The 23735-nt window shown below is 38.9% G+C and carries 21 protein-coding genes; 5 read left to right on the forward strand and 16 right to left on the reverse strand.

Annotation, left to right across the window (positions count from 1 at the left end):
• Positions 1-10: 10 nt before the first annotated feature.
• From bamA to rimO, 8 genes are all read right to left on the reverse strand, one after another.
• On the reverse strand, positions 11-2521 hold the full coding sequence (bamA, locus tag CL42_RS00220) for an outer membrane protein assembly factor BamA (protein WP_035263663.1): 2511 nt from the start codon (positions 2519-2521) through the stop codon (positions 11-13).
• Between the two features lie 41 nt (positions 2522-2562).
• Positions 2563-3918 (reverse strand): RIP metalloprotease RseP, encoded by a 1356-nt coding sequence (rseP, locus tag CL42_RS00225; protein WP_035263664.1) that lies wholly within the window; start codon positions 3916-3918, stop codon positions 2563-2565.
• A gap of 1 nt (position 3919) precedes the next feature.
• Positions 3920-5116 carry a 1-deoxy-D-xylulose-5-phosphate reductoisomerase gene (gene ispC, locus CL42_RS00230; RefSeq protein ID WP_035263665.1) on the reverse strand — a complete coding sequence of 399 codons (1197 nt, stop codon included), beginning with the start codon at positions 5114-5116 and terminating at the stop codon, positions 3920-3922.
• Positions 5117-5941, reverse strand: a complete 825-nt coding sequence (locus tag CL42_RS00235; protein ID WP_035263666.1) for a phosphatidate cytidylyltransferase — start codon at positions 5939-5941, stop codon at positions 5117-5119.
• Between the two features lie 2 nt (positions 5942-5943).
• Positions 5944-6690 carry a polyprenyl diphosphate synthase gene (gene uppS, locus CL42_RS00240; RefSeq protein ID WP_035263667.1) on the reverse strand — a complete coding sequence of 249 codons (747 nt, stop codon included), beginning with the start codon at positions 6688-6690 and terminating at the stop codon, positions 5944-5946.
• 8 nt (positions 6691-6698) lie between these two features.
• The gene (gene frr / locus CL42_RS00245) at positions 6699-7253 is read right to left on the reverse strand and encodes a ribosome recycling factor (RefSeq protein WP_035263669.1); all 555 of its coding nucleotides are present in this window, start codon (positions 7251-7253) and stop codon (positions 6699-6701) included.
• 76 nt (positions 7254-7329) lie between these two features.
• Positions 7330-8058 (reverse strand): UMP kinase, encoded by a 729-nt coding sequence (pyrH, locus tag CL42_RS00250; protein ID WP_035263670.1) that lies wholly within the window; start codon positions 8056-8058, stop codon positions 7330-7332.
• Positions 8059-8105: 47 nt separating this feature from the next.
• Positions 8106-9449, reverse strand: a complete 1344-nt coding sequence (rimO, locus tag CL42_RS00255; protein ID WP_035263671.1) for a 30S ribosomal protein S12 methylthiotransferase RimO — start codon at positions 9447-9449, stop codon at positions 8106-8108.
• A 361-nt stretch (positions 9450-9810) separates the two neighbouring features.
• Here rimO and glnL point away from each other — a divergent pair, with 361 nt between their 5' ends.
• The 3 genes from glnL to CL42_RS00270 all read left to right on the forward strand — a co-directional run bounded on the left by glnL (position 9811) and on the right by CL42_RS00270 (position 13155).
• Complete coding sequence (gene glnL / locus CL42_RS00260; protein ID WP_035263674.1) at positions 9811-10920, forward strand: nitrogen regulation protein NR(II); 1110 nt, start codon at positions 9811-9813, stop codon at positions 10918-10920.
• A complete protein-coding gene (gene glnG / locus CL42_RS00265) occupies positions 10907-12397 on the forward strand; it encodes a nitrogen regulation protein NR(I) (RefSeq protein WP_035263676.1) in 1491 nt (496 codons plus the stop codon). The genes glnL and glnG overlap by 14 nt, the downstream gene beginning before the upstream one ends.
• Before the next feature lie 104 nt (positions 12398-12501).
• Complete coding sequence (locus CL42_RS00270; RefSeq protein ID WP_035263677.1) at positions 12502-13155, forward strand: hypothetical protein; 654 nt, start codon at positions 12502-12504, stop codon at positions 13153-13155.
• Between the two features lie 32 nt (positions 13156-13187).
• Here CL42_RS00270 and prpC read toward each other — a convergent pair whose 3' ends face one another.
• Together prpC and prpB are read right to left on the reverse strand one after the other, a co-directional pair.
• Positions 13188-14318 (reverse strand): 2-methylcitrate synthase, encoded by a 1131-nt coding sequence (gene prpC / locus CL42_RS00275; RefSeq protein ID WP_035263678.1) that lies wholly within the window; start codon positions 14316-14318, stop codon positions 13188-13190.
• 4 nt (positions 14319-14322) lie between these two features.
• Complete coding sequence (prpB, locus tag CL42_RS00280; protein WP_035263679.1) at positions 14323-15207, reverse strand: methylisocitrate lyase; 885 nt, start codon at positions 15205-15207, stop codon at positions 14323-14325.
• 218 nt (positions 15208-15425) lie between these two features.
• On the opposite strand from prpB, the gene CL42_RS00285 reads away from it, so the two are divergent.
• Together CL42_RS00285 and argF are read left to right on the forward strand one after the other, a co-directional pair.
• Positions 15426-16079 (forward strand): TetR/AcrR family transcriptional regulator, encoded by a 654-nt coding sequence (locus tag CL42_RS00285; protein WP_035263681.1) that lies wholly within the window; start codon positions 15426-15428, stop codon positions 16077-16079.
• Positions 16080-16196: 117 nt separating this feature from the next.
• Positions 16197-17117 (forward strand): ornithine carbamoyltransferase, encoded by a 921-nt coding sequence (gene argF, locus CL42_RS00290; RefSeq protein WP_035263683.1) that lies wholly within the window; start codon positions 16197-16199, stop codon positions 17115-17117.
• 49 nt (positions 17118-17166) lie between these two features.
• Here the strand turns inward: argF and CL42_RS00295 are convergent, their stop codons facing one another.
• From CL42_RS00295 to argC, 6 genes are all read right to left on the reverse strand, one after another.
• A complete protein-coding gene (locus CL42_RS00295) occupies positions 17167-18459 on the reverse strand; it encodes an MFS transporter (RefSeq protein WP_035263684.1) in 1293 nt (430 codons plus the stop codon).
• A 216-nt stretch (positions 18460-18675) separates the two neighbouring features.
• Positions 18676-19029: a YnfA family protein gene (locus tag CL42_RS00300; RefSeq protein WP_035263685.1), complete on the reverse strand. Its 354-nt coding sequence runs from the start codon at positions 19027-19029 to the stop codon at positions 18676-18678.
• Positions 19030-19090: 61 nt separating this feature from the next.
• Positions 19091-21367: an ATP-dependent Clp protease ATP-binding subunit ClpA gene (clpA, locus tag CL42_RS00305; protein WP_035263687.1), complete on the reverse strand. Its 2277-nt coding sequence runs from the start codon at positions 21365-21367 to the stop codon at positions 19091-19093.
• Between the two features lie 9 nt (positions 21368-21376).
• Complete coding sequence (clpS, locus tag CL42_RS00310) at positions 21377-21790, reverse strand: ATP-dependent Clp protease adapter ClpS (RefSeq protein ID WP_035263688.1); 414 nt, start codon at positions 21788-21790, stop codon at positions 21377-21379.
• 16 nt (positions 21791-21806) lie between these two features.
• Positions 21807-22556, reverse strand: a complete 750-nt coding sequence (locus CL42_RS00315; RefSeq protein WP_035263690.1) for a DUF6776 family protein — start codon at positions 22554-22556, stop codon at positions 21807-21809.
• Positions 22557-22632: 76 nt separating this feature from the next.
• Positions 22633-23682 (reverse strand): N-acetyl-gamma-glutamyl-phosphate reductase, encoded by a 1050-nt coding sequence (argC, locus tag CL42_RS00320; protein WP_035263691.1) that lies wholly within the window; start codon positions 23680-23682, stop codon positions 22633-22635.
• Positions 23683-23735 lie beyond the last annotated feature (53 nt).

Genomic DNA, 23735 nt, shown 5'->3' on the forward strand with positions numbered 1-23735 from the left:
AAAGGCCGTACTAGAAAGTACGACCAATTTCAAATTGAACAGACTTAGTTTCATCACCAGGCTTATCATTCAGTGGGTACGCATAGCTTAATGATAGTGGACCAATCATCGTAATCCATGTGAAGCCTACACCAACACTATAACGCATATTTCCGGCATCGAAGCCAAAGTTATCTTTACAGTACTGTCTAGCATCGAATGCCGTCGGATTGGTTGCGCCAAAATAAATATTTCCAGTAGGTACGTCACATTGAGTGTCGAACACTTGAGCACCTTCTGCAAAAATAACAGGACGGACCTGTCGCGCCCAGTCGCCTTTGAAAGGAACTGGTAAGATTAATTCAGTGCCAAATTGAACTAATGCATTACCCCCCACCTCTTCAGGGTTTCTATCTTCTCTAGTTAGAGCAGCATCTGTAATACTCGGATATTTTGGACCTAATGTGCTATTATCATAACCACGAACAGACCCATATCCACCAGCGTAATAGTTTTTATAGAATGGTAAATCATTACCGAAACCTACCTTACCATAACCACGCCATACAAAATCCTTTCCTAAAGGAATAAAGGCTTGAGTATCGTATGTTAACTTCTGATATTCAACATCACTACCCGGCAATGCAATCTCTGCATTAACACGATGAGACATACCCGACGTTGGGAAGCGTGGATTATTTAATGTGTTGTAAGACCATCCTAAATTTAAACTATAAGTAAAGAAATCACCTTTAAACTCATTCTCATAAGTAATTAAGTCTTGATCATTAGGTCCACAAGTTGCTGGATCACCTACAACTTTACCCTCTGGACACACCGGGTTTGATATACCAGTCGCCCGACCACCATGCTCTTTAAGATAATCTCTAACATAAGTAGAAACAAATGGCCCAGTCGTTACTTCAGTCTGATCAATATTAATACCAGCACTTAAGCTCTGATTCTCATCAATTGGGTAACCAAAGCTCAGACCACCACCGAAGCTATCTGTAACATAATTGTTAACGTTATAGTCTTCGTCTAATTTCGTCTTACGATAATAGAGATTGTAACCACGGCTGACACCATCAATTGTAAAGTATGGATCAGTAACACTTAGGTTATAATAATCTTGTGTCTCAGAACGAGAAAGATCAATCGCTACACGGTTACCTGTACCTAAGAAGTTAGTTTGACTTAAGCCTGCTTGGAATGTGATACCACCATTTTGCGAATAACCAACAGCTAAAGTACTTGATCCTGAGTGTTGTTCTTCAACAGCGATATTCAAATCGATTTGATCAGGCGCTCCTGGAACACGTACAGGCTTAACATCAACTTTGCTGAAAAATCCAGTACGCATCAAACGGACTTTAGAAAGATCAATTTTTTCATTACTCGCTAATGCACCTTCCATCTGGCGCATTTCACGACGTAAAACTTCATCAGCAGTCTTGGTATTACCTGTAAAATTAATACGTCTAACCGTAACTTGCTGACCCGGATTGATGTAATAATTCAAATTAACTTTTTTTGTTTCATTGTCAATTTGAGGCACAACATTAATTTCAGCATAGTAATAACCAGCATTACCATACTTACGCTGTAACAACTGTTTTACTGCATTCACCAACTCTTGTGAGTAAGTTGCATCATCTTTATAAATCTTTAGTGCACGAAGATCTTCATCTTTATATAAAGCATCACCTAAAAATTTGGTTTCACCAAATTTAAATTGCTCACCCTCATTCATTGAAACTTCAATAAAAATATTTTTTTTATCTTCACTGATATTCAAATTAGAGTTGGTAATTTCAAAATTGATATAACCTTTATTAAGGTATAAAGCTCTTAATGCTTCAAGGCTTGCTGCCATTTTTTCACGCGCATAGCGATCATTTCTGGAAATGACAGATAACCATCCGCTTTCCTTGACAGCAAAGACTTGCTTAATTTCATCGTCTTTAAATACAGTATTACCAATTAAATTAATTTCAAAAACTTTAGCTGGTTTACCTTCAATGAAATTAATATTGACATCTACACGGTTATTAGCTTTTGCAACAGTTTCAACCTGAATATCAGCATTGTAGCGACCTTGTTGTGAATACTGTTGTTCAAGCTCGGTTTCTAGCGTCTGAAGTGCAGATTTAGTGAGCACCTCACCTTCAGCTAGACCCATTTTCTTCAAGCCCTCTTCCAAGGCTTCTTTTGGAATGAGCTTATTACCCTTAAAATTGATTTTAGAAATAATAGGACGTTCAACGACTTTAAAAACCAAAACATCGTTTTCTTTAAAAACTTGAATATCATCAAACGAATTAGAGGCATACAAGGCACGAATCGCATTCGCAATCACTGGATCATTAATGCGATCCCCAGCATTCACCGGTAACATTGCGAGTACATTAGCCTGCGTTAGTCGAACTAATCCATCAACACGCACATCCCGCGCGATAAACTCGTCTGCTGCATATACTTGTTGTACTGCTGCCATTGCGCTAACGAGTGCCAATGGCATAAATAAATGTTTGTGCTGCATGCCTATTGTTTTCCAGTAAGTTAATTATCCATCTATAACGCTTATAAACGCATAAAATCATTAAATATTGCGAGAAACATCATACTTCCCAGCAACACCATACCAATTTTTAATCCAACCAATTGTATTTGTTCAGAAACAGGTTTACCACGAATTAATTCAATTATGTAATAAACTAAATGCCCACCATCCAACATCGGAATCGGAAGCAAATTTAATATCCCCAAACTTACACTCATTAATGCCATAAATGAAATGAAAGTTTGCCACCCCATTTCAGCACTTTGACCTGCAACTTTAGCAATCGTAATTGGACCCGAGAGATTATCCAACCCAATCAATCCACGAATCATTTTGACAATTGAGCCAAGGATCATAGAAGATAATTGACCCGTTTTTTCAACCGCAACCACAAAAGCTTCCGCTGGATTATATTGAATTGTATGCTTATATTCAGCAGGAATATTGATCTGACCAGATTGAGCTTGCACTCCCAACATTCCTGTCGTATTGCCCATATTGTCACGCTTTCCTTGCGGCATGACCTTTAATTGAACAATCTCGCCTTGACGCATCACTTCAATATTCAATAGTTTTTCTGGTGATTTTTGTACTATATCAACAACTTCAAACCAATCGTTAATTTTTTTATTATCAATCGCGACAATTACATCACCTTCTTTCATCCCTTGGCGTATAGCAGCACCATCTTCAGATAATTTATGAACAACTGGTTGAATATGAGGTCGATATGGTAAAAACCCCAAGACATCCAAAGGTGATTGAGACTGATCTTTTAGAAATTGCTGAATCGGTAAATTAAAAGTTTGTACCTGACCATCACGATCAGCTTGAATTTGAATCGTACCAGTTTCACCTACGCGATCAATCAGCGCATAATTCAATTTTTCCCAAGTTGGCGTCGCAGTTCCATCCACTGCTATGATTTTATCACCAGAACGCATCTCTACTTGTGCGGCTGGCGTATTTTCAATCACTTTACCAACTCGAGTGTTTAATTGTTCATGAGCTGGTAAGAACAGAATCCAAAAAAGTAAAACAGCAAAAATTAAATTAACAAGTGGTCCCGCAGCAACGATTGCAATTCGTTTTAAAGGAGATTGCCGATTAAACGCATAAGGTAAATCTTCCGCACTTACATTACCTTCACGCTCATCCAACATTTTTACATAACCACCTAAAGGTAATGCAGAGAGCTGATATTGGATACCCGATTTTTTAGAGGTCCACTTTAAAACTGTTGGACCAAATCCAATTGAATACACAAGAACCTTAACGCCAAGTTTTCGTGCTACCCAGTAATGTCCAAATTCATGAATTGCAATCAATGGACCTAGAAGCAAAATAGCCGCGACGATAATGAAAAGTATATTCATCTTAGGTACTCAGTGAATTCGTGAGTTGAATAGCATAGCGACGTGCAAGCGCATCAGTCTCTAAGATTAGCTCTAAAGAATCAGCATTTGAATTTTGAACATGACTCAAAGTTGATTCAACAACTTTAGGAATATCTAAAAATTTGATTTTATCTTTTAAAAATGCTTCAACCGCGATTTCATTTGCAGCATTTAAGATCGCAGGCGCCAATCCTCCAGATTTCATTGCTTCACGAGCCAATTGCAACGCTGGAAAGCGTATAGTATCAGGCTGCATAAAATTAAGCGTATCGTTTAGAAATAAATCTAGCGGAGGAACATGTGTTTCAATCCGATCTGGCCATGCAAATGCATGTGCAATCGGCGTACACATATCAGGATTACCCATTTGAGCCAAAGTACTACCATCAACATACTGAACCATTGAGTGAATAATACTTTGTGGGTGCACAACCACTGTAACAAAATGTTCTTGAATTGAAAATAAATGACAGGCCTCGATCAACTCGAGACCTTTGTTCATTAGCGTTGCCGAATCAACTGATATCTTCTGTCCCATTGACCAATTAGGGTGCTTACAAGCCTGTGCAGGTGTCACATTACTGAGCTCATCTAGCGTATGATGCAAAAATGGACCGCCAGAAGCAGTCAACAAAATTTGTGAGACACCTAACTGGGGTTTACCACCTGTATCTAATTGTAAATAATTTTGAGGCAGGCACTGAAATATTGCGTTATGTTCAGAATCTACAGGTAATAATAAGGCTTTATTCTCTTTAGCGGCCTTCATCATGATGTCACCAGACATCACCAACGATTCTTTATTTGCTAGAAGAACACGCTTACTAGCTTGAACAGCAGCGAGTGTTGGCAATAATCCTGCCGCACCCACTATCGCCGCCATCACGATATCAACCTGAGGATGCTCAGCAACAGCGATTAAACCCGACTCATCAGAGAGAATTTCGGTTGAAGTGATATTTTTTAATTTGAAAAATTGATGTAGTTCATCCACCTTGCCTGAAGGTACAACAGCATACTGTGGATGATATTGTTGACATATTTCGCTTAACTGCTCTACACGACTAAATGCAGATACCGCAAAAACATTGTACTTCTCTGGATGTCGATCAATGACTTTTAAGGTACTTTGTCCAATTGAACCCGTTACACCTAATATACATACTGATTGAGACATCTATAAATCTACACCAACAAGTTTTAAAACAAATATTCCCGCAGCAAAAATAGGTGCGGCAGCAAGCAATGAGTCAATGCGATCTAATACACCACCATGACCAGGCAAAATACGACCTGAATCCTTAATACCTGCACGACGCTTAATCATTGATTCAAATAAATCACCTTGAACTGAGCTAAATACTGTCAGCACAGATAGGAGTAAAAATAGAATATGCTCTACTGCGGTTAAATCTAAATAGTTAAATTGTACAAATAAGATAACAATGATGACTGTAATTACACCACCGATTAACCCTTCAATAGATTTATTCGGGCTCACCTCAGGTGCAAGCTTACGCTTACCAAGCTTCCTACCTACAAAATACGCCCCACTATCAGCACCCCACACTAAGAGGAATAGATACATGAGCCACCAAGGTGAACTTATCCAGACTTCGTATATTGCCGATACTGCAGCGCTAATAATCACTACACCAATCCAATTCAGTGAAGTGTTATACCACGCATCATAAAGAGGATATTGCTTAACCCAATAAATGGTAATAACCCAAGTAATAATCGAAGCACTCCACAACAGCAGTACTAGATCATCAAAATAAAGCGCAATTGCAGAAAATACCGCAGTGATTACACCAAAGCATCCTGCTTTAAATTTATTCACTTGATCAGTTTGACGAGGCATGAGTTTAAACCACTCATAGCCAGCCCCCCCGGCAGCGATAATCATTAACGCTAACATTGGATAAATGGATGTAGTTGCAAACATACAGCTCAAGACTACAGCCACTAAAATCAATGCGGTAATTATCCGCTCTAACATTATTAGTTCTCTATTTTCTCTTGTTGGACCTGCTCAGAGGTTTTTCCAAAGCGCCTTTCACGCCCTAAAAACACACCAAAGGCATGATCCAATTCTTCTGTTGTGAATTCTGGCCACAACGTCTCAGTAAAATACAACTCAGCATATGCAGATTGCCATAATAAAAAATTAGACAATCGATAATCACCACCAGTACGAATCAATAAGTCGACTGGAGGTAAGTCACCTAAACTGACATACTGAGCAAACAAATCAACATCAACTTGATCAACATCAATTTTTTGTTCTTTGACGAGTTGTGCGATTGTTTTAGCAGTTTGTGCGATATCCCACATTCCACCATAGCTCACAGCAATTGTGAGCGTCATTTCTGTGAAAGTAGCAGTCCTTTGTTCTGCTTGCAACATTAATTGTTGCAATTCTGGCGATAAACGAGAGCGATCCCCGATGAATCTAAGCCCAATCTGAAACTTTATCATTCGAGGAATTTGTTCATTAATCGTTTCTTCCAACAGTTTCATGAGCAAATCAACTTCGTATTGAGGTCGATTCCAGTTTTCACTTGAGAAGGCATAAACAGTAAGTGCTTTTACACCCACTTTACGACAATGCTCTACAATCGGATCAAGGACATTTTTTCCTTCACGGTGTCCATCACCTTTTTGTAGATGTTTCTTTTTTGCAAAACGATTGTTGCCATCCATAATGATGGCAACATGTTGAGGCAGAAGCTCTGCTGAGATGGTCATTATATAGCTTAGACCTTCATCAACTCTGCTTCTTTTGCTGCTAAACGCTTTTCAACTTCAGCAACAAATTTATCTGTGATTTTTTGGATTTCATCGCCAGCACGACGCTCATCGTCTTCAGAAATTTCTTTTTCTTTCAGCAACGCTTTAATATCACCTAATACATCACGGCGAATATTACGAATCGCAACTTTTGCATTTTCAGCCTCGTTACGTGCCACTTTTTGCATATCACGGCGTGTTTCTTCAGTTAATGCCGCCATTGGTACACGAATTGAATCAGCAGTAATTGGGTTCAAACCTAAATCTGACTCACGAATTGCTTTATCAATTGCAGCAACCATGGTGCGCTCGAAAGGTTGAACAAGCAATGTACGCGAATCTTCAACACCAATGTTAGCAACTTGGTTTAATGGCACATCAGAGCCATAGTAAGGAACCATTACGCCGTTAAGAATTGATGGATGTGCACGACCTGTACGAACTTTAGCAAAACCATGCTCTAATGAGTCCAATGATTTATTCATGCGCTCTTCAGCATCTTTTTTAAGATCGTTAATCATGTGATCTTCCTTACCTAATTCTCAAAATTTAAATCAAAATAGTGTTTAGTATAAATAGCTTTGAAAGCCACGTACATCAATTAGTAACGTGAGTACCTTCTTTTTCACCCATAACCACTGACAATAATGCACCTGATTTATTCATATCGAATACTTGAAGTGGAACATTATGGTCACGGCATAAGCAAATCGCGGTTAAATCCATTACACCAAGTTTCTCATCTAAGACTTGGTCAAATGTTAATGCATCATATTTAACAGCATCTTCGTATTTGCTTGGATCTTTATTGTAGACACCATCTACCTTCGTCGCTTTAAGAATTAAGTTAGCCTCAATCTCAATACCACGTAAGCAAGCAGCGGTATCTGTCGTAAAGAATGGATTACCAGTACCCGCCACAAACACACAAACTTCACCATTATTTAAATGACGAATCGCATCACGGCTAGAATATGATTCTACAACTGTACCGATTGGTAATGCTGACATTAAACGGGTTTTAATATTACGACGTACCAATGCATCTCGTAGCGCCAAACCGTTCATTACAGTTGCTAGCATACCCATTTGATCACCTGTTACGCGACCAACCAAACCATCTTGCTGTAATTGGCTACCACGATAAAGGTTACCACCACCCACAACGATACCAACTTGCACACCTAGACCAACCAAGTGAGCAATAGATAAAGACATTTGATCAAGCACTTGTGCATCAATACCCATATCTTTATTGCCTGCTAGCGCTTCGCCCGAAAGTTTTAGCAGAATACGACCAAAGCGTGGTTTTTTAGAATCTAACATCACAAACTCCAATATCCGAATTCATTTATATGTAATACTTCAAACAATTATGCGGTTTTAATTTCAATCAATTCTGCATAAAGGTCGTATTCATCCGCATCAGTGATTTTAACAACCAGTAAATCACCTGCTTTAATCTTGCTCTTATCAATATCTTCTACAAAGACATTTCCATCAATTTCTGGAGCATCTGCATAAGAACGCGCCACTGCAACTGGAAACTCTTCTTCTAGATCATCAACCAGCACGGTCATGGTTTGACCAATACGCTTTTGTAGCTTTGCAGCAGAAATTTCTTGCTGAACCTGCATAAAGCGTTCGTAGCGTTCCTGTTTAATTTCTTCAGGCACATGATCTGGCAGATCATTTGCAGTTGCACCTTCAACTGGAGAGTATGTAAAACAACCAACGCGATCGAGCTGAGCTTCTTTCAACCAATCTAGAAGTTGCACGAAATCCTCTTCAGTTTCACCCGGGAAGCCAACAACAAATGTTGAACGAATGACTAAATCAGGACACTTTTCACGCCAAACTTTTAAACGCTCTAGCGTGTTTTCACTATGCGCTGGACGCTTCATTAGTTTTAAAATTTTAGGGCTTGCATGTTGGAATGGAATATCTAAGTAAGGCAAGATCTTACCCTGTGCCATCAAATCGATAACTGCATCAACATGTGGATATGGGTAGACATAATGCAGACGTACCCAAATACCCAATTGACCTAATGCTTCACACATATCATAGAACTTAGTTTTTACAGGCTGACCATTCCAAAAATCAAGCTTGTATTTCGTGTCTACACCATATGCCGAAGTATCTTGAGAAATAACCAAGACTTCTTTAACACCAGATCGTTTTAAAGCCGCCGCTTCTTCTAATACTGAACCGACTGGGCGAGATACCAGATCGCCACGCATACTTGGAATAATACAGAAGGTACAACGGTGGTTACAGCCTTCAGATATCTTTAAATATGCATAATGTTTTGGTGTTAATCGAATACCTTGTTCTGGCACAAGATCAATAAACGGATTATGTTTAGGAGGTTCAGGAACATATTGATGCACAGCTTCCATTACTTCTTGATAAGCTGCTGCACCAGTAACTTTAAGTACGTTTGGATGCATTTGACGAATTTTTTCTTCATCTTTACCCAAACAACCTGTTACGATGACGCGACCGTTCGCACTCATCGCCTCACCAATCGCGTCTAATGACTCTTGTACTGCAGATTCAATAAAACCACAGGTATTAACAACAACTAAATCAGCACCGTCATAATCCGACGCTACATCATAACCTTCAGTTTTTAACTGAGTAAGAATTCGCTCGGAATCTACCAATGCCTTAGGACAACCTAAAGAAACAAAACCGACTTTGGGGGATTTCATGAATCTGCGCTCCACTAGAATCCGCGTATTGTATGTCTTTTCAATTCATAAAAACAGTTGAAAACCCCACTCTTTGCATAACGCACCAAAATATTCCCATAAATTTTAAAAAATATTGCAATCGCACCAATATGATGCATTATTAAATAAACCCAACTTTGCTTGAATATTTTGCAATCGCTTCGCGCTTTTTTTCTTAATAAATGAGTTCATTTTAGTTGTTTTTAACGATTTCAAACAAAGTTGGCTCATATTTTGCTTTATTTGAGGACGTTAAAATTAAATAACTCCCTCTTTGTGAGCAGTGATGGAAAAACTCATAGATGCAATTGCTCTATTTTAAGACAGGATTTTGAGGTTAATGAATCAACAACCAACGATTGATTACCGTTTACTCGTAGACAACTTGAGCACTGCGATACTTTTAGTCGATAGTGAATTAAATATTTTTTATTTAAATTCCTCATGTGAAGCACTCTTTGATATCAGCTTATTAAGAGCATCAGGTCAATCTGTGCTCAGTATTTTACAATCTCCAGGTGATTCATTTAACACAGAAGAAGCACTCACGAATACATTACTCACGGGGCAAGCTTATACCCGCCGTGAAGCGACTATTATTGTGAACTTTAAAGATGTACATGTTGACTATTCTGTTGCCCAACTTAACACTGGCAAAAGTTATCACCCCCTCCTTCTGATTGAACTCAATCCAATTGATCGAATGTTGAAAATTTCTAAAGAAGAAAATTTTATTCAACAACATCAGGTCGCACGCCAATTAATCAGAGGTGTCGCGCATGAGATTAAGAATCCATTAGGGGGCATACGTGGCGCAACTCAATTATTGGCACGTAGTTTAAATGATCCTGAATATAAAGAATTTACGGACATTATTATTAGTGAAGTAGATCGCCTGAGAAATCTTGCTGACACAATGCTCGGTTCTCGGCAGTTACCAAGCTATGAACCTGTAAATGTTCACGAGCCTTTGGAGCGTGTGCGTTCGTTAATTGTAAATCAAACGAAAAAGAAAATTAAAATTACTCGTGATTATGATCTTTCATTACCTGATGTTGAAGCAGATCGGGATCAACTTATTCAAGTGATGTTGAATATCAGTGTAAATGCTGTTCAGGCCATGACTGAAAACAAAGAGTTTTTTCAAGACACTCAACCTGAATTAACCTTGCGTACACGTATTCATCGCCTTGTCACGATTAACGGAACTTTACACCGCTCAACTGTTCGAATTGATATTGAAGATAACGGCCCTGGCGTTCCAGAAGAAATTTTGGAGTCCGTATTTTATCCATTAGTCACAGGACGCGCTAAAGGAACAGGCTTAGGTCTGAGCATCGCACAAAATATTATGCATCAACACAATGGAATGATTGAATGCCAATCCGTTCCGGGCAAAACCGTATTTAGTCTTTATATACCTTGGGAGTTAAACCATGTCGCGAAATAAAATTTGGGTAATAGATGACGATCGCGCCATGCGTTGGGTTCTAGAAAAAACATTTAAAGAAGAAGGTTTAGATGTTACCAGTTTCGAAGAAGCTCAATCTGCACTGGATCAGTTACTTGATGATACACCTGATGTAATTTTGACAGATATACGGATGCCAGGAATTGATGGTCTTACCTTTCTCGCTAAAGTCAAAGGTCATTATCCTGATCTACCTGTGATCATCATGACGGCACATTCGGATCTAGAGTCAGCAGTATCAAGCTATCAAACGGGTGCTTTTGAATATTTACCAAAACCATTTGATATTGATGAGGCTTTAGCACTTGTCAATCGTGCCATCATGCACATTAATAAGCTCCAACAACAAGAATCTGCGAAATCAACCGTACAGCCAATTCAATCAACTGAGATCATTGGAGAATCTCCTGCAATGCAGGAAGTCTTCCGAGCAATTGGACGTTTGTCGCAATCACACATTACGGTATTAATTAACGGTGAGTCAGGTACAGGTAAAGAGTTAGTCGCTCATGCATTGCATCGTCATTCACCTCGTAGCAGCAAGCCATTTATTGCGCTTAATATGGCTGCCATTCCGAAAGATTTGATTGAAACTGAATTATTTGGTCATGAAAAAGGTGCATTCACTGGCGCTAATACTCAGCGACAAGGTCGTTTTGAGCAAGCCAATGGCGGTACATTATTCCTTGATGAAATTGGGGACATGCCATTCGAAACCCAAACGCGCTTATTGCGTGTTTTAGCTGATGGCGAGTTTTATCGCGTCGGTGGACACATTCCAGTGCGTGTTGATGTCCGCATTGTCGCTGCGACTCACCAAGATCTAGAAAAATTAGTACATGATGGACGCTTCCGTGAGGATCTTTATCATCGTCTGAATGTAATTCGTATTCATATTCCTAAACTTGCTCACCGCTCGGAAGACATTCCGATGCTCGCACAACACTTTCTCGCACGAGCAGGTAAAGAACTTGGTGTAAGTCCAAAGATTTTACGTACAGAAACTATTGAATACATGAAACAGTTGCCTTGGCAAGGTAATGTACGTCAACTTGAAAACACATGTCGCTGGCTGACAGTGATGATTACTGGACGAGAGGTTTACCCAGAAGATCTTCCTTCTGAGTTAAAACAACTGCCAATCCAAAAATCTGATGATCCAAATCATCCACACAATCAAGCAGATCGTATCGCTATTCAGCATTGGGATGAGTTGCTTAGTCAGTGGGCTGTACAAAAACTCAAAAATGGTGAAATGAAATTATTGGATATCGCCACGCCTATGTTTGAACGCACCTTAATTAATGCGGCACTACAACAAACTCGAGGAAGAAAACGCCATGCTGCTGAGCTTTTAGGTTGGGGTCGCAATACCTTGACTCGTAAGCTAAAAGAATTAGGAATGGATACTGCTGAAGATGATGAAGATGAAGTCGTAAGCACTACAGCCGAGTAAACTTCTAGATTTAGGTTAATCAACACAATTGATTAACCTATTCTTCATCATAATTCTAAAATTTTAAATCATGCTCAATATAAGATACAAAAAGATGAGTCCAAATGAATAATAATCACTTAAAGCATAAAATTTATCTAGGTATCATCTTCTGCCTTATTTCTTCACCCTCCTTTGCCACAGTCGGCGGTCCCGAGACAATAGAAGTACTAGGTTCAGATATTAAAGATCAGAAAATATATTATTTACGCCATTACCATGATGAATCTGGTCGACCACCAACACTTTATTATTATTTGCTCAACAGCAGAAACCCACATAAAGCGATTGAGGTTCAATCCATTTATACCCCATTAAATAGCCGAAATCACATTACTGAAATTCAGCATGCGCTACGCAAAATTCAAAGTATTCAAGCTCGCCTTGTCAAACCAACACCATTAAGCCCCAAGACTGCTAAACTAAAATTCAATAGACAAAGAGAACAGACTGGAAATTTTTGGTTAAACGTGCCAGAAATTAAAGTAAGTAAATTCCAATCTCAGGTACAACTCAGCCAAAGCTCTGATCCTTCAATGTATAAAAGTCAACAATTCGAGAATATTCGATATCATCGTAATTTACCTCAGATCAAAAAACTTTACGCATTTCCTTACACTTTCCCCGATTATCGCGTTGCAGTCATTAGTTACATGAGTATTCCCACTGAAACAGGCTACGAAAAACAAGATGCCATTTTACTCAGCTCAACAAAATAAAAAGCTCCCGAAGGAGCTTTTTATTATGCTTTTTAAGCACGCTGTTCAATTGGTACAACTTTGCGTAATTCAGGTCCTGTGTAATCTGCACTTGGTCGAATAATACGGTTGTCCGCACGCTGCTCCATCACATGTGCCGCCCATCCTGTTACACGAGACATCACAAAAATTGGCGTGAATAGCTTCGTTGGTATACCCATAAAGTGATAAGCAGAAGCATGGAAGAAATCAGCATTACAGAATAATTTTTTCTCTCGCCACATGACTTCTTCACAACGTACTGATACTGGATATAAAACTGTATCTCCTACATCTTTGGCCAAGCGTTCAGACCATACCTTAATAATCCCATTACGTGGATCATTGTCTTTGTAAATTGCATGACCGAAGCCCATGATTTTTTCTTTGCGTTCAAGCATACCCAGCATTTCACGCTCAGCTTCTTCAGGAGAGCTCCACTGCTCAATCATATCCATTGCCGCTTCATTTGCACCACCATGCAGTGGACCACGCAATGAGCCAATCGCACCTGTAATGCACGAATGTAAATCTGATAACGTCGAAGCACACACGCGCGCCGTAAACGTAGAAGCGTTAAATTCATGCTCCGCATAGAGAATCAATGAAACATTCATGACTTGTTCATGCAATTCATTAGGTTTTTCGCCACGCAATAAATGCAAGAATTGAGCACCAATTGAATCGTCATCAGTACTTTCTTCGATACGAACACCATCATGGCTATATCGATACCAATAACAAATAATGGCTGGCAATGTTGCCAAAATACGATCAGCTACATCTTGCTGCTCACCAAAGGACTGTTCTGTTTCTAAGTTACCCAACATAGAAACACCAGTACGCATAACATCCATAGGATGTGAGTCTGCTGGGATACGCTCAAGCACTTCTTTTAGTGCTTGTGGTAATGCTCTCAGTGATTTTAGTTTTGCTTTATAGTCCGCAAGTTGTTGCGCCGTAGGTAGTTCACCAAAGAAAATTAAATATGCAACTTCTTCAAATTGGCAGTTTTCCGCCAAATCCTGAACATCATAACCACGATATGTTAAGCCTGCACCACTTTTCCCAACGGTTGAAAGTGCTGTTTTACCTGCGACTTGTCCACGCAATCCTGCGCCAGTCAATACTTTTCCTTCAGCCATTTTTTTATTTCTCCTGAGTGAATAGCTTATCTAGTGTGTTTTCGAAAGTATGATAATCAAGGAACTCGTATAATTCTTTTCGTTGTTGCATTTTATCAATAACATTCACTTGCGTGCCATCTTTACGAATTGAATGCATTACTTCTAATGCTGCTTTCTGCATCGCACGTGTCGCAGACAATGGGTATAACACCATTGAAATCCCCTGTTCTGCTAGCTCTTCGGTTGTATAATAAGGGGTATCACCAAATTCAGTGATATTCGCTAGCACAGGCACACCTACAGCATCACAGACTGTTTTATACATCGTTATATCAGTCATCGCTTCCGCAAAAATAGCATCAGCTCCAGCTTCAACACATGCACATGCACGATCAATGACGGCTTGAAGCCCTTCTTTTTGCAGCGCATCCGTACGTGCCATGACCACAAAATTAGAATCAGTTTTTGCATCAACAGCAGCCTTAATACGGTCTACCATTTCTTGTTGTGACACAATTTCTTTATTCGGACGATGTCCGCAGCGTTTTTGCGCAACTTGGTCTTCAATATGAACAGCAGCAGCTCCAGCTGCGATCATTTGCTTGATACTTCGTGCAATATTAAACGCACCACCCCAACCTGTATCAATATCCACAAGTAAAGGTGTATCTACACGTTCAGTGATACGACGAACATCTTCAAGCACATTATCTAAACTCGTCATTCCCAAATCAGGAAGACCATAGGAATAGTTTGCAACACCTGCGCCCGATAGATAAATTGCTTTATAGCCAACTTGTTTTGCCATCATTGCTGCATATGCATTTACAGTTCCGATGATTTGTAATGGCTTTTCCACTTCTAATGCTTGTCTAAATCTTAAGCCTGCAGACGATTGTTCTGTCATATTCCTTTCCACAGTGTTTACTATAATTATCGAGTTTTTAGTATATCTATAAATTTAGTTTGATATATGACCGTTTAGTATTTTTGCTCTAAAACTTTAGTCATATAAAAGTGAATTGTCATTCATTTTTTGATTTTGTTATTATTTAGAGTGACAGGCGTTAAGTGCTTTAATTTGTTATACTCCATCTTCAAATTCATTTTCACTATTGTTACTGCATGCAACATCCATTTCCACATATTGAAACTTCTGGTTGTGATATGCCCCATACTCGCCGTGGTCAAGAACGACGTTTAGCATTATTGCTAAGCGCCAATACGCTATTCTTGGAACGTGGCTACGATGCTGTGTCTTTGGATGATATTGTTCAACATGCTGGAGGCTCCAAAGCATCTATCTATAAATATTTTGGCGGTAAAGAAGGGCTTTTTACTGCAATATGTGATTATCGTCGTGAACTCTTTTTTAAAGATATCTGTGTTGCATATGATCCAGAACATGGCGATTTTAGATCTTATCTGATACATACATTACTTAACTTTCATCGCCACATTAAAAAAGAAGATCACACTGCCTTTATGCGTCTCGTGATTGAGCAATCCCTAAAAAATCCAGAACTTGCTCTTTATTTGCACGAAAAAGGCCCTAAACATATCCAGTTAGCGATCGCAAATGCATTAGAAAATGCGCATAAACTTGGCGTGTTAAAATGTGAAAATCCTTTATTTTCTGCTCAATTATATTTTGGAATCTTAAGAAATTTAGAATGGAAAATTTTAATGGGGATACCAGTACTTGAAACCGATCAAGAAACCATCGAATACATCAGCTATTCTGTCGATCGCTTCCTAGATGGGCACCAAAAAGTCTAGTTTTTTTGCAATTCTCTTTACATATAGTATATTAGTCGATTCTCGTTTTTTTCATCAACCAACAATTATTGGTCGTCTCACTCACTATTTTGACGAAACAATGATTGTGGAGTAACCATGGCTCTACGACATTTTCTTACTTTACGTGACCTTTCAACTGCAGAATTAAATCGCATTATTGATCGTGCTATAGAATTAAAACGCATGCAGCATAATCATGAAGTCTACCAACCCTTTGTTGGTAAAGTAATGGGAATGATTTTTGAAAAATCGAGCACACGTACCCGTGTTTCTTTTGAAGCTGGTATGACCCAATTTGGTGGTAGTGCAATTTTCCTTTCGTCCCGGGATACACAATTAGGTCGCGGCGAACCGATTGAAGATTCAGCTCGCGTTATTTCAAGTATGCTTGATATTGTAATGATTCGTACTTTTGGCCACGATATTGTCACTCGTTTTGCAGAATATTCTAAAGTCCCAGTTATTAATGCACTGACCGATGATCACCACCCTTGCCAATTGCTTGCTGATGTTCAAACATTCGTAGAACACCGTGGCTCAATCCAAGGCAAAACCGTTGCGTGGATTGGTGATGGTAATAATATGTGTAACTCATATATCGAAGCTGCACATATGTGGGGCTTTAAACTCAAGATTGCATCACCAAAAGGTTATAAACCAAAACCTGAATTTCTCTCTGAATTCGCGCACTGCGCCGAAGTTGTAGACTCTGCTGAAGATGCTGCAGTGAATGCTGACCTTATCGTTACTGATGTTTGGGCCAGCATGGGACAAGAAGAAGAGCAAAAAATTCGAGAAAAAGCTTTTGCTGATTTTCAAGTCAATGAACGTCTAATGGATCTTGCTCATCCAGACTGTTTATTTATGCACTGTTTGCCAGCCCATCGCGGTGAAGAAATTTCAGAAAATATGCTCGATCATAAAAATGCTGTGGTATGGGATGAAGCTGAAAACCGCCTTCACGCTCAAAAAGCACTTGTTGAGTTCCTCATCAATGAAAGCTTAAAAAAAGATTAATTTCATCCACTAAAAAAGCACCCTCGGGTGCTTTTTTATTTTCTAAATCTTAATGATCATCTTTTAAATATTTAGGTTCTTTGGGAAGTTGCCAACTACAAAAGAAACATACGATTAAAATAATGATTACGTAAATAAAAAATGAATTTTCAATTCCTGCGGCCTTAAACTGTAAGGCAACAGAAGGTGCAGAACCACCAAATACAGCATTACCTATCGCATAAGAGAAACCTACACCCAACGCACGAACATGCGGAGGAAACATTTCAGCTTTTACAATCCCACCAATAGAGGTATACAAACTAAGCAATAGCATAAGGAAAATCAGAAGCATCGCGACAATGAATGGAGTTTCGCTGAAATATCTCATCCCGATTGCCATGACTGGGTAGATAAATATAGCCATTAGACCACTAAATAACAGCATAGAATTTCTGCGACCAATACGATCTGATAATGCACCAAAGAATGGTTGTGCCACCATGAGAACAAAAATACAGGCTGTCATCATCAACCCTACCGTTTTAGGATCTATTCCAATGTTGGTAAGGTAAGTTTTTGAGTAAACTGTAATCACATAGAAACTAAGAGAGCCTGCTGAAGTATAACCAACTACCAAAAGGAAAGTTTTCCAGTGATTTTTAAAAAGCTCACGAAGTGTACCAGAATCTTCTTTGTCACTTTCATCACTGGATAAAGTCTCTTCTAATCTACTTCTCGCTAATAAAGATAAAATTGCTGCAACACCACCAATAATAAATGGAATTCGCCATCCCCCATCATAAAGCTGCTGTTCAGACATAAAAGCTAAGAATATTACACCCAATAAACTTGCAAGGAGTTGACCACCCGTGAGCGTTACGTATTGAAATGATGAAAAAAAGCCACGTTGACCTTTTAAACCCAATTCACTCATATAAGTCGCCACAGCACCATATTCACCACCAACGGATAAGCCTTGAAGCAGTCGAACCATTAATAATAAAAACGGTGCAGCCATACCCACTTGCTCATACGTTGGTAACGCTGCAAACATGAAAGAACTTATAGCCATCAATATAATTGAGATGACCATTGATTTTTTTCGACCGTGTTTATCTGCAATTCGACCAAAAAGCCAACTACCGATAGGTCTCATAAAAAAGCTTGCTGCAAATACACCCCACACATAGATGGCTTGGGTAGAACTATCCATATCTGGCGCAGTTAAAGCTTGGGTAAAATATACAGCAAATACTGCATATATATAAAAATCAAACCATTCAACTAAATTACCAGAAGCTGCACCAATAATTCCTTTGATACGGCTGGTTTTTTCTTGCTTGGAATATATTGTAGACAAATGAAAAATCCTTATTCTAATTACATCGTTTATTGTCGAATAATGATGAAACTCTGAAGTATTTCAAAATTTCAGGCAGAAAATATATGCCTATTTCATGCCAATTTAAAAAGCCTTTATGTAAATTTTATTAAATAGGCTTATAAATTTTTCTCAAATATATTTAAGGTCGATTTATTATTAATTTAATTAAAACAGACTTCCTCCTATGACAACTCACCGAATAAAGCCTTGTGGCTGTAAAATGATAATCAGCGCCCCGAAAACAACCACTCCGCCACCAATGATATCCCATTTAGTAAGATCCATTTGATCCACAAACTTTAACCACAACAATGCCGAACAAATATAAATACCTCCATATGCAGCATATATTCGACCTGATGCTGCTGGGTGCAAAGTCAATAACCACACAAAAGCAGCGAGTGCGACAGCAGTGAGGAACCACAACCATTGTGAACGCCCTTGATTTAGGATCAAATATGGAAAGTAACACCCTAATATTTCCATCAGTGCTGTTAGAAAAAATAAAGCTGTCGTAGATATTACTTTTGTAACTTGTATGTCCATACTTTCACCCAAAAATTAAAGCCCGTTTAAATAAACGGGCTTTAATACAATTAATAACACACTATGCTGGTTCAGCTGCAGAATCTTCAAATACTTCCAACTTTAATCCAACAGCTTTGCCATCTTCTTTTTTAACTGTTACTGCTACATTACCGCCGTTTTCAGCCAGCTCACCAAATAAAATCATTTCAGCAAGCGGCTTTTTCAAATGCTCTTGAATCAAACGCTGCATTGGACGAGCACCCATCAGACGATCATAACCGTTTTCACTTAACCAATCTCGTGCAGACTGATCTACTTCTAAAACAACTTTTTTGTCATCAAGTTGAGCTTGAAGTTCTGTAAGGAATTTATCTACTACAGAATCGATTACTGTCGTAGGTAGAGCTTTAAATTGAATAACCCCATCTAAGCGGTTTCTAAACTCTGGTGTAAATGCCTTCTTCATTGCTTCCTGATTATCACGACTATTATCTTGCTCTGTAAAACCAATACTTGTACGGGAAATACTTTCAGCGCCAATATTCGTTGTTAACACTATAATGACATTTCTAAAGTCTGACTTACGACCATTATTATCAGTTAATGAACCATGATCCATGACTTGCAGCAATAAATTAAACACATCAGGATGTGCCTTTTCAATCTCATCCAATAACAATACACAATGTGGATTTTTATGTATTGCGTCAGTCAGTAAGCCACCTTGATCAAAACCAACATAACCTGGAGGTGCACCAATTAAACGTGAAACCGCATGGCGTTCCATATATTCAGACATATCAAATCTGACTAGTTCAACACCGAGTAGTTTTGCAAGTTGTTTTGTTACCTCAGTTTTACCTACACCAGTAGGTCCTGCAAATACAAAACTACCAACTGGCTTATCTGGTGCTTTAAGCCCAGCTCGTGACAATTTAATTGCAGAGGATAATGCGGTAATCGCCTCATCTTGACCAAATACAACTCGTTTAAGATCACGCTCTAAGTGCTCAAGTACAGATTTATCATCTTTAGACACAGTTTTAGGTGGAATTCGTGCAATTTTCGAAACAATATCTTCAATATTTTCAACTGTAATCAAAGTGTTATCTTGATCAGCTCTCAAACGTCGTTGTGCCCCTGCTTCATCTATTACGTCAATCGCTTTATCTGGGAGGAAGCGATCATTGATAAATTTAGCCGATAACTCAACTGCAGAAACAAGAGCTGCATCATCATATTGAACTTTATGAAATTCTTCAAATTTAGACTTGAGTCCACGAAGAATATCAATTGTTTCATTAATTGATGGCTCATTAACATCAATTTTTTGGAAACGGCGTGATAATGCATGATCTTTTTCAAAAACTTGACGATATTCTTGAAACGTTGTTGAGCCAATGCAACGTAAAGTACCATTTGCCAATGCAGGTTTGATTAAATTCGATGCATCCATAGTGCTACCCATACTTGAGCCTGCACCAATGATCATATGAATTTCATCTATAAACAAAATTGCTTCGGGCTTCTTCTTTAGGGCATTTAACAATTGCTTTAATCGTTTCTCAAAGTCACCACGGTATTTTGTACCTGCAACAAGTGCACCGATATCCAAACTATAGACTTCCGCATTCAGCAGTGGCTTTGGTGCTTTATTGTTAACAATCAGCCAAGCCAAACCTTCTGCTATGGATGTTTTACCCACACCTGGATCACCCACCAAAAGCGGATTGTTTTTACGACGTCGACATAGAATTTGAGCTGCACGCTCAATTTCTTTTTCACGACCAATCAAAGGATCGGTTTTACCCTTTAAAGCTTCTGCATTGAGATTTAGGGTATAAAGTTCTAATGGACCTGCATTTGCTGAGGCTGAGTTTTCACCATCTAAGTCATCCGTTTCTTCTTCAGCTGGAACATCTTCCTTACGCGCACCGTGTGAAAGATATTGAGTTAAAGTAAGACGATTGATTTGGTGGCGTTTTAGCAAATAAACCGCAAATGAATCTCTTTCTGAGTACATTGCAACCAGTACATCTGCACCTTCAACTGTCCGATCTCCACCACTAGACTGAACATGGAAAATTGCACGTTGCAATATACGATCAAAGCTTTCTGTAGGATGAGGCGCTTGCTCAGCATTATCGCCTAATTTAGGCGTATGTTGCTCTACATACTCTTCAAGTTCTTTACGCAAACTGACAATTTCTGCACCGCAGGCTTTTAGTGCATTCACGGCAGAATCATTATCTAAAAGTGCGAGTAACAAATGTTCAACTGTAAGAAACTCATGTCTCTTTTGACGAGCCATGCTAACAGCCAAACGCAGTGATACTTCTAATTGACGACTGAGCATGTGATCCCCTTATTCTTGTGGCTCGATCTGGCAAAGCAATGGATGACTTTGAGAGCGCGCATAATTGTTGACTTGATTCGCCTTGGTTTCAGCAATGTCTCTAGGATAGACACCTGCGATACCTTTCCCTTGATAATGTACTGTTAGCATTACTTCGGTAGCTTGGTCAAGATTCAATGCAAAGTATTGTTGTAAAATTTCAATTACAAAATCCATTGGCGTGTAATCATCATTCAACAATACCACATTGTATAAGGGAGGTCGCTTAAATTGCGGTGGTGCTGTTGCTACAGCTAAATCGCCATCGGCTTCATCATTTTGTGCATCACTCAATCGTGGATTGAAGTGCCAATCCACCAATCCAGATTGTTGAAATGATAATTTAATGTCATTGAGACATTTATGACGTTTATTACTTCGCATAGCACTCTATAATCTATTATTGAGAATTTGCCGCAGCTTGCGGTACTTCAGCTGCAAATGCAGCAGTTGATTCGATTGCTTCACCACGTTGCCAACTAAAGCGCTTGGTTTGAGCACTTGAGCCTTTTACACGGATTTCAATAAATTGGGGCGTAAAGCCTTTTGGCATGGTCCAACGACCAGTTAATCGCTGATAATGGTCGAAATTGAATGATTTTTCTGAAATTGGAACAACCAAGACTTCCGTACCTTGAATTAATCTGATTTCAATTTCACCAGATGCTTTACGTTTATTCGGACTGACTTGAACTAAATCAACCTGATATTCATATACATTTTCTGGAAGCGACTTAACAGCTAAATTTTGCACAGTTAAACTCAATCCACCACGTTGTCTCAGCACTTCTCGGAAAATCGCACTCTGACCTTCAATTTGAAGTTTTTCAGCGTTGGCTTGATTTAATGCAGCATACATATCGTTTGAGTTAGTTACAGCAACATCACGTTCTTGAACTGAGGTATTTAATTTCTTATTCAGCTCAGATAATTCTTTTTTTTGTTTTTCGACAACTTCAACCAATTGTTCCGCGTCAGCATCATAACCAACTACAGTTAGACCTTGACGATGACCAACCGTATAGCCCAGAAGTAAACTGCCTGCACATAAGATGATCCCACCCGCCATAAGGGGTTTATTCGATTGAAAAAAACCGATATTTTTTTCATCTTTATGCTGTGACGTATTATTTGATTCTGAGTTTTGCATCGTCATCTCTAATTTATAAAATCAAAACACACATTTAACTGCAAAGTTAAATGTGTGTGAAGTCAAAAAAGGTTTTTTATGGTAATAAACCAATCACGTTAAGGCCTGCATTTTCCGCAAATTCAAACATTAAATTCATGTTTTGAACAGCTTGTCCTGCTGCACCTTTCACCAAGTTATCTTGGGCAACTAAAATGACTAACTTTGTTGGTTGTGGTTTATACAACGCAATACGTAAATCATTTGATCCACGAACAGAACGAGTTTCTGGTGAACTTCCTGCCGGCATAACATCAACAAACTGCTCGTTTTGGTAGAACTGTTCGTAAATTGTTTGCAAATCGGCTTGCTGACCTGCTTCTGTTAAGTCGATATATATTGTAGATAACATGCCACGAATCATCGGCACCAAATGTGGAACAAAAAGGATATTGTCAAATACACCTTTCTGTCCTGATATATTTTCAAGCGCTTCAACAATTTCAGGATGATGGCGATGCCCTGCTACACCGTAGGCTTTGAAGTTATCAGCATTTTCAGTATAGATCATGCCTAAACTTGCTTTGCGTCCAGCTCCAGATACACCAGATTTTGCATCAATAATAATACTTTCAGGTTTTACCAATACTTCTGAAGATCTCAGTACAGGCGCCAAACCAATTTGAACTGTCGTTGGATAACAACCAGGATTACCAATCACTTGGGCTTGTTTAATTTTTTCACGATTGAGCTCAGAAAGCCCATACACTGAATTTTTAAGTAGATCTGGACAAGCATGCTCCATACCGTACCATTTTTCAAATTGCGCTAAATCCTGCAAACGAAAGTCAGCGGCTAAATCGATTACTTTTGTATTCGCTGCTACTAATTCTTCAGCGTGTTTCATCGCTACACCATGTGGTGTTGCAAAAAACACAACATCGCATGACTTTAATAAATCTAAGCTTAAATCTGAAAACTCTAGATCGGTATGACCACGTAAACTTGGAAATATATCATCGACACGACGACCAGCCTCAGTACGAGAAGTCAGTGCTTTCACTTGAACATTTGGGTGTCGCAGCAAAAGACGCAAAAGTTCAACGCCTGTATATCCTGTACCACCAACAATACCAACTGAAATCACGATATCCACCTCTAAATGACTGTATTCGTTACAGGCAGTAGTATGACAGGAAC

The organism is Acinetobacter sp. Ver3, assembly GCF_000632455.1.
Taxonomy (GTDB): Bacteria; Pseudomonadota; Gammaproteobacteria; order Pseudomonadales; family Moraxellaceae; genus Acinetobacter.

Excerpts from the sequence above, each read along its gene's own strand:
- bamA (WP_035263663.1), bottom strand. The coding sequence starts at position 2,521 with ATGCAGCACAAACATTTATTTATGCCATTGGCACTCGTTAGCGCAATG.
- rseP (WP_035263664.1), bottom strand. The coding sequence starts at position 3,918 with ATGAATATACTTTTCATTATCGTCGCGGCTATTTTGCTTCTAGGTCCA.
- ispC (WP_035263665.1), bottom strand. The coding sequence starts at position 5,116 with ATGTCTCAATCAGTATGTATATTAGGTGTAACGGGTTCAATTGGACAA.
- CL42_RS00235 (WP_035263666.1), bottom strand. The coding sequence starts at position 5,941 with ATGTTAGAGCGGATAATTACCGCATTGATTTTAGTGGCTGTAGTCTTG.
- uppS (WP_035263667.1), bottom strand. The coding sequence starts at position 6,690 with ATGACCATCTCAGCAGAGCTTCTGCCTCAACATGTTGCCATCATTATG.
- frr (WP_035263669.1), bottom strand. The coding sequence starts at position 7,253 with ATGATTAACGATCTTAAAAAAGATGCTGAAGAGCGCATGAATAAATCA.
- pyrH (WP_035263670.1), bottom strand. The coding sequence starts at position 8,058 with ATGTTAGATTCTAAAAAACCACGCTTTGGTCGTATTCTGCTAAAACTT.
- rimO (WP_035263671.1), bottom strand. The coding sequence starts at position 9,449 with ATGAAATCCCCCAAAGTCGGTTTTGTTTCTTTAGGTTGTCCTAAGGCA.
- glnL (WP_035263674.1), top strand. The coding sequence starts at position 9,811 with ATGAATCAACAACCAACGATTGATTACCGTTTACTCGTAGACAACTTG.
- glnG (WP_035263676.1), top strand. The coding sequence starts at position 10,907 with ATGTCGCGAAATAAAATTTGGGTAATAGATGACGATCGCGCCATGCGT.
- CL42_RS00270 (WP_035263677.1), top strand. The coding sequence starts at position 12,502 with ATGAATAATAATCACTTAAAGCATAAAATTTATCTAGGTATCATCTTC.
- prpC (WP_035263678.1), bottom strand. The coding sequence starts at position 14,318 with ATGGCTGAAGGAAAAGTATTGACTGGCGCAGGATTGCGTGGACAAGTC.
- prpB (WP_035263679.1), bottom strand. The coding sequence starts at position 15,207 with ATGACAGAACAATCGTCTGCAGGCTTAAGATTTAGACAAGCATTAGAA.
- CL42_RS00285 (WP_035263681.1), top strand. The coding sequence starts at position 15,426 with ATGCAACATCCATTTCCACATATTGAAACTTCTGGTTGTGATATGCCC.
- argF (WP_035263683.1), top strand. The coding sequence starts at position 16,197 with ATGGCTCTACGACATTTTCTTACTTTACGTGACCTTTCAACTGCAGAA.
- CL42_RS00300 (WP_035263685.1), bottom strand. The coding sequence starts at position 19,029 with ATGGACATACAAGTTACAAAAGTAATATCTACGACAGCTTTATTTTTT.
- clpA (WP_035263687.1), bottom strand. The coding sequence starts at position 21,367 with ATGCTCAGTCGTCAATTAGAAGTATCACTGCGTTTGGCTGTTAGCATG.
- clpS (WP_035263688.1), bottom strand. The coding sequence starts at position 21,790 with ATGCGAAGTAATAAACGTCATAAATGTCTCAATGACATTAAATTATCA.
- CL42_RS00315 (WP_035263690.1), bottom strand. The coding sequence starts at position 22,556 with ATGCAAAACTCAGAATCAAATAATACGTCACAGCATAAAGATGAAAAA.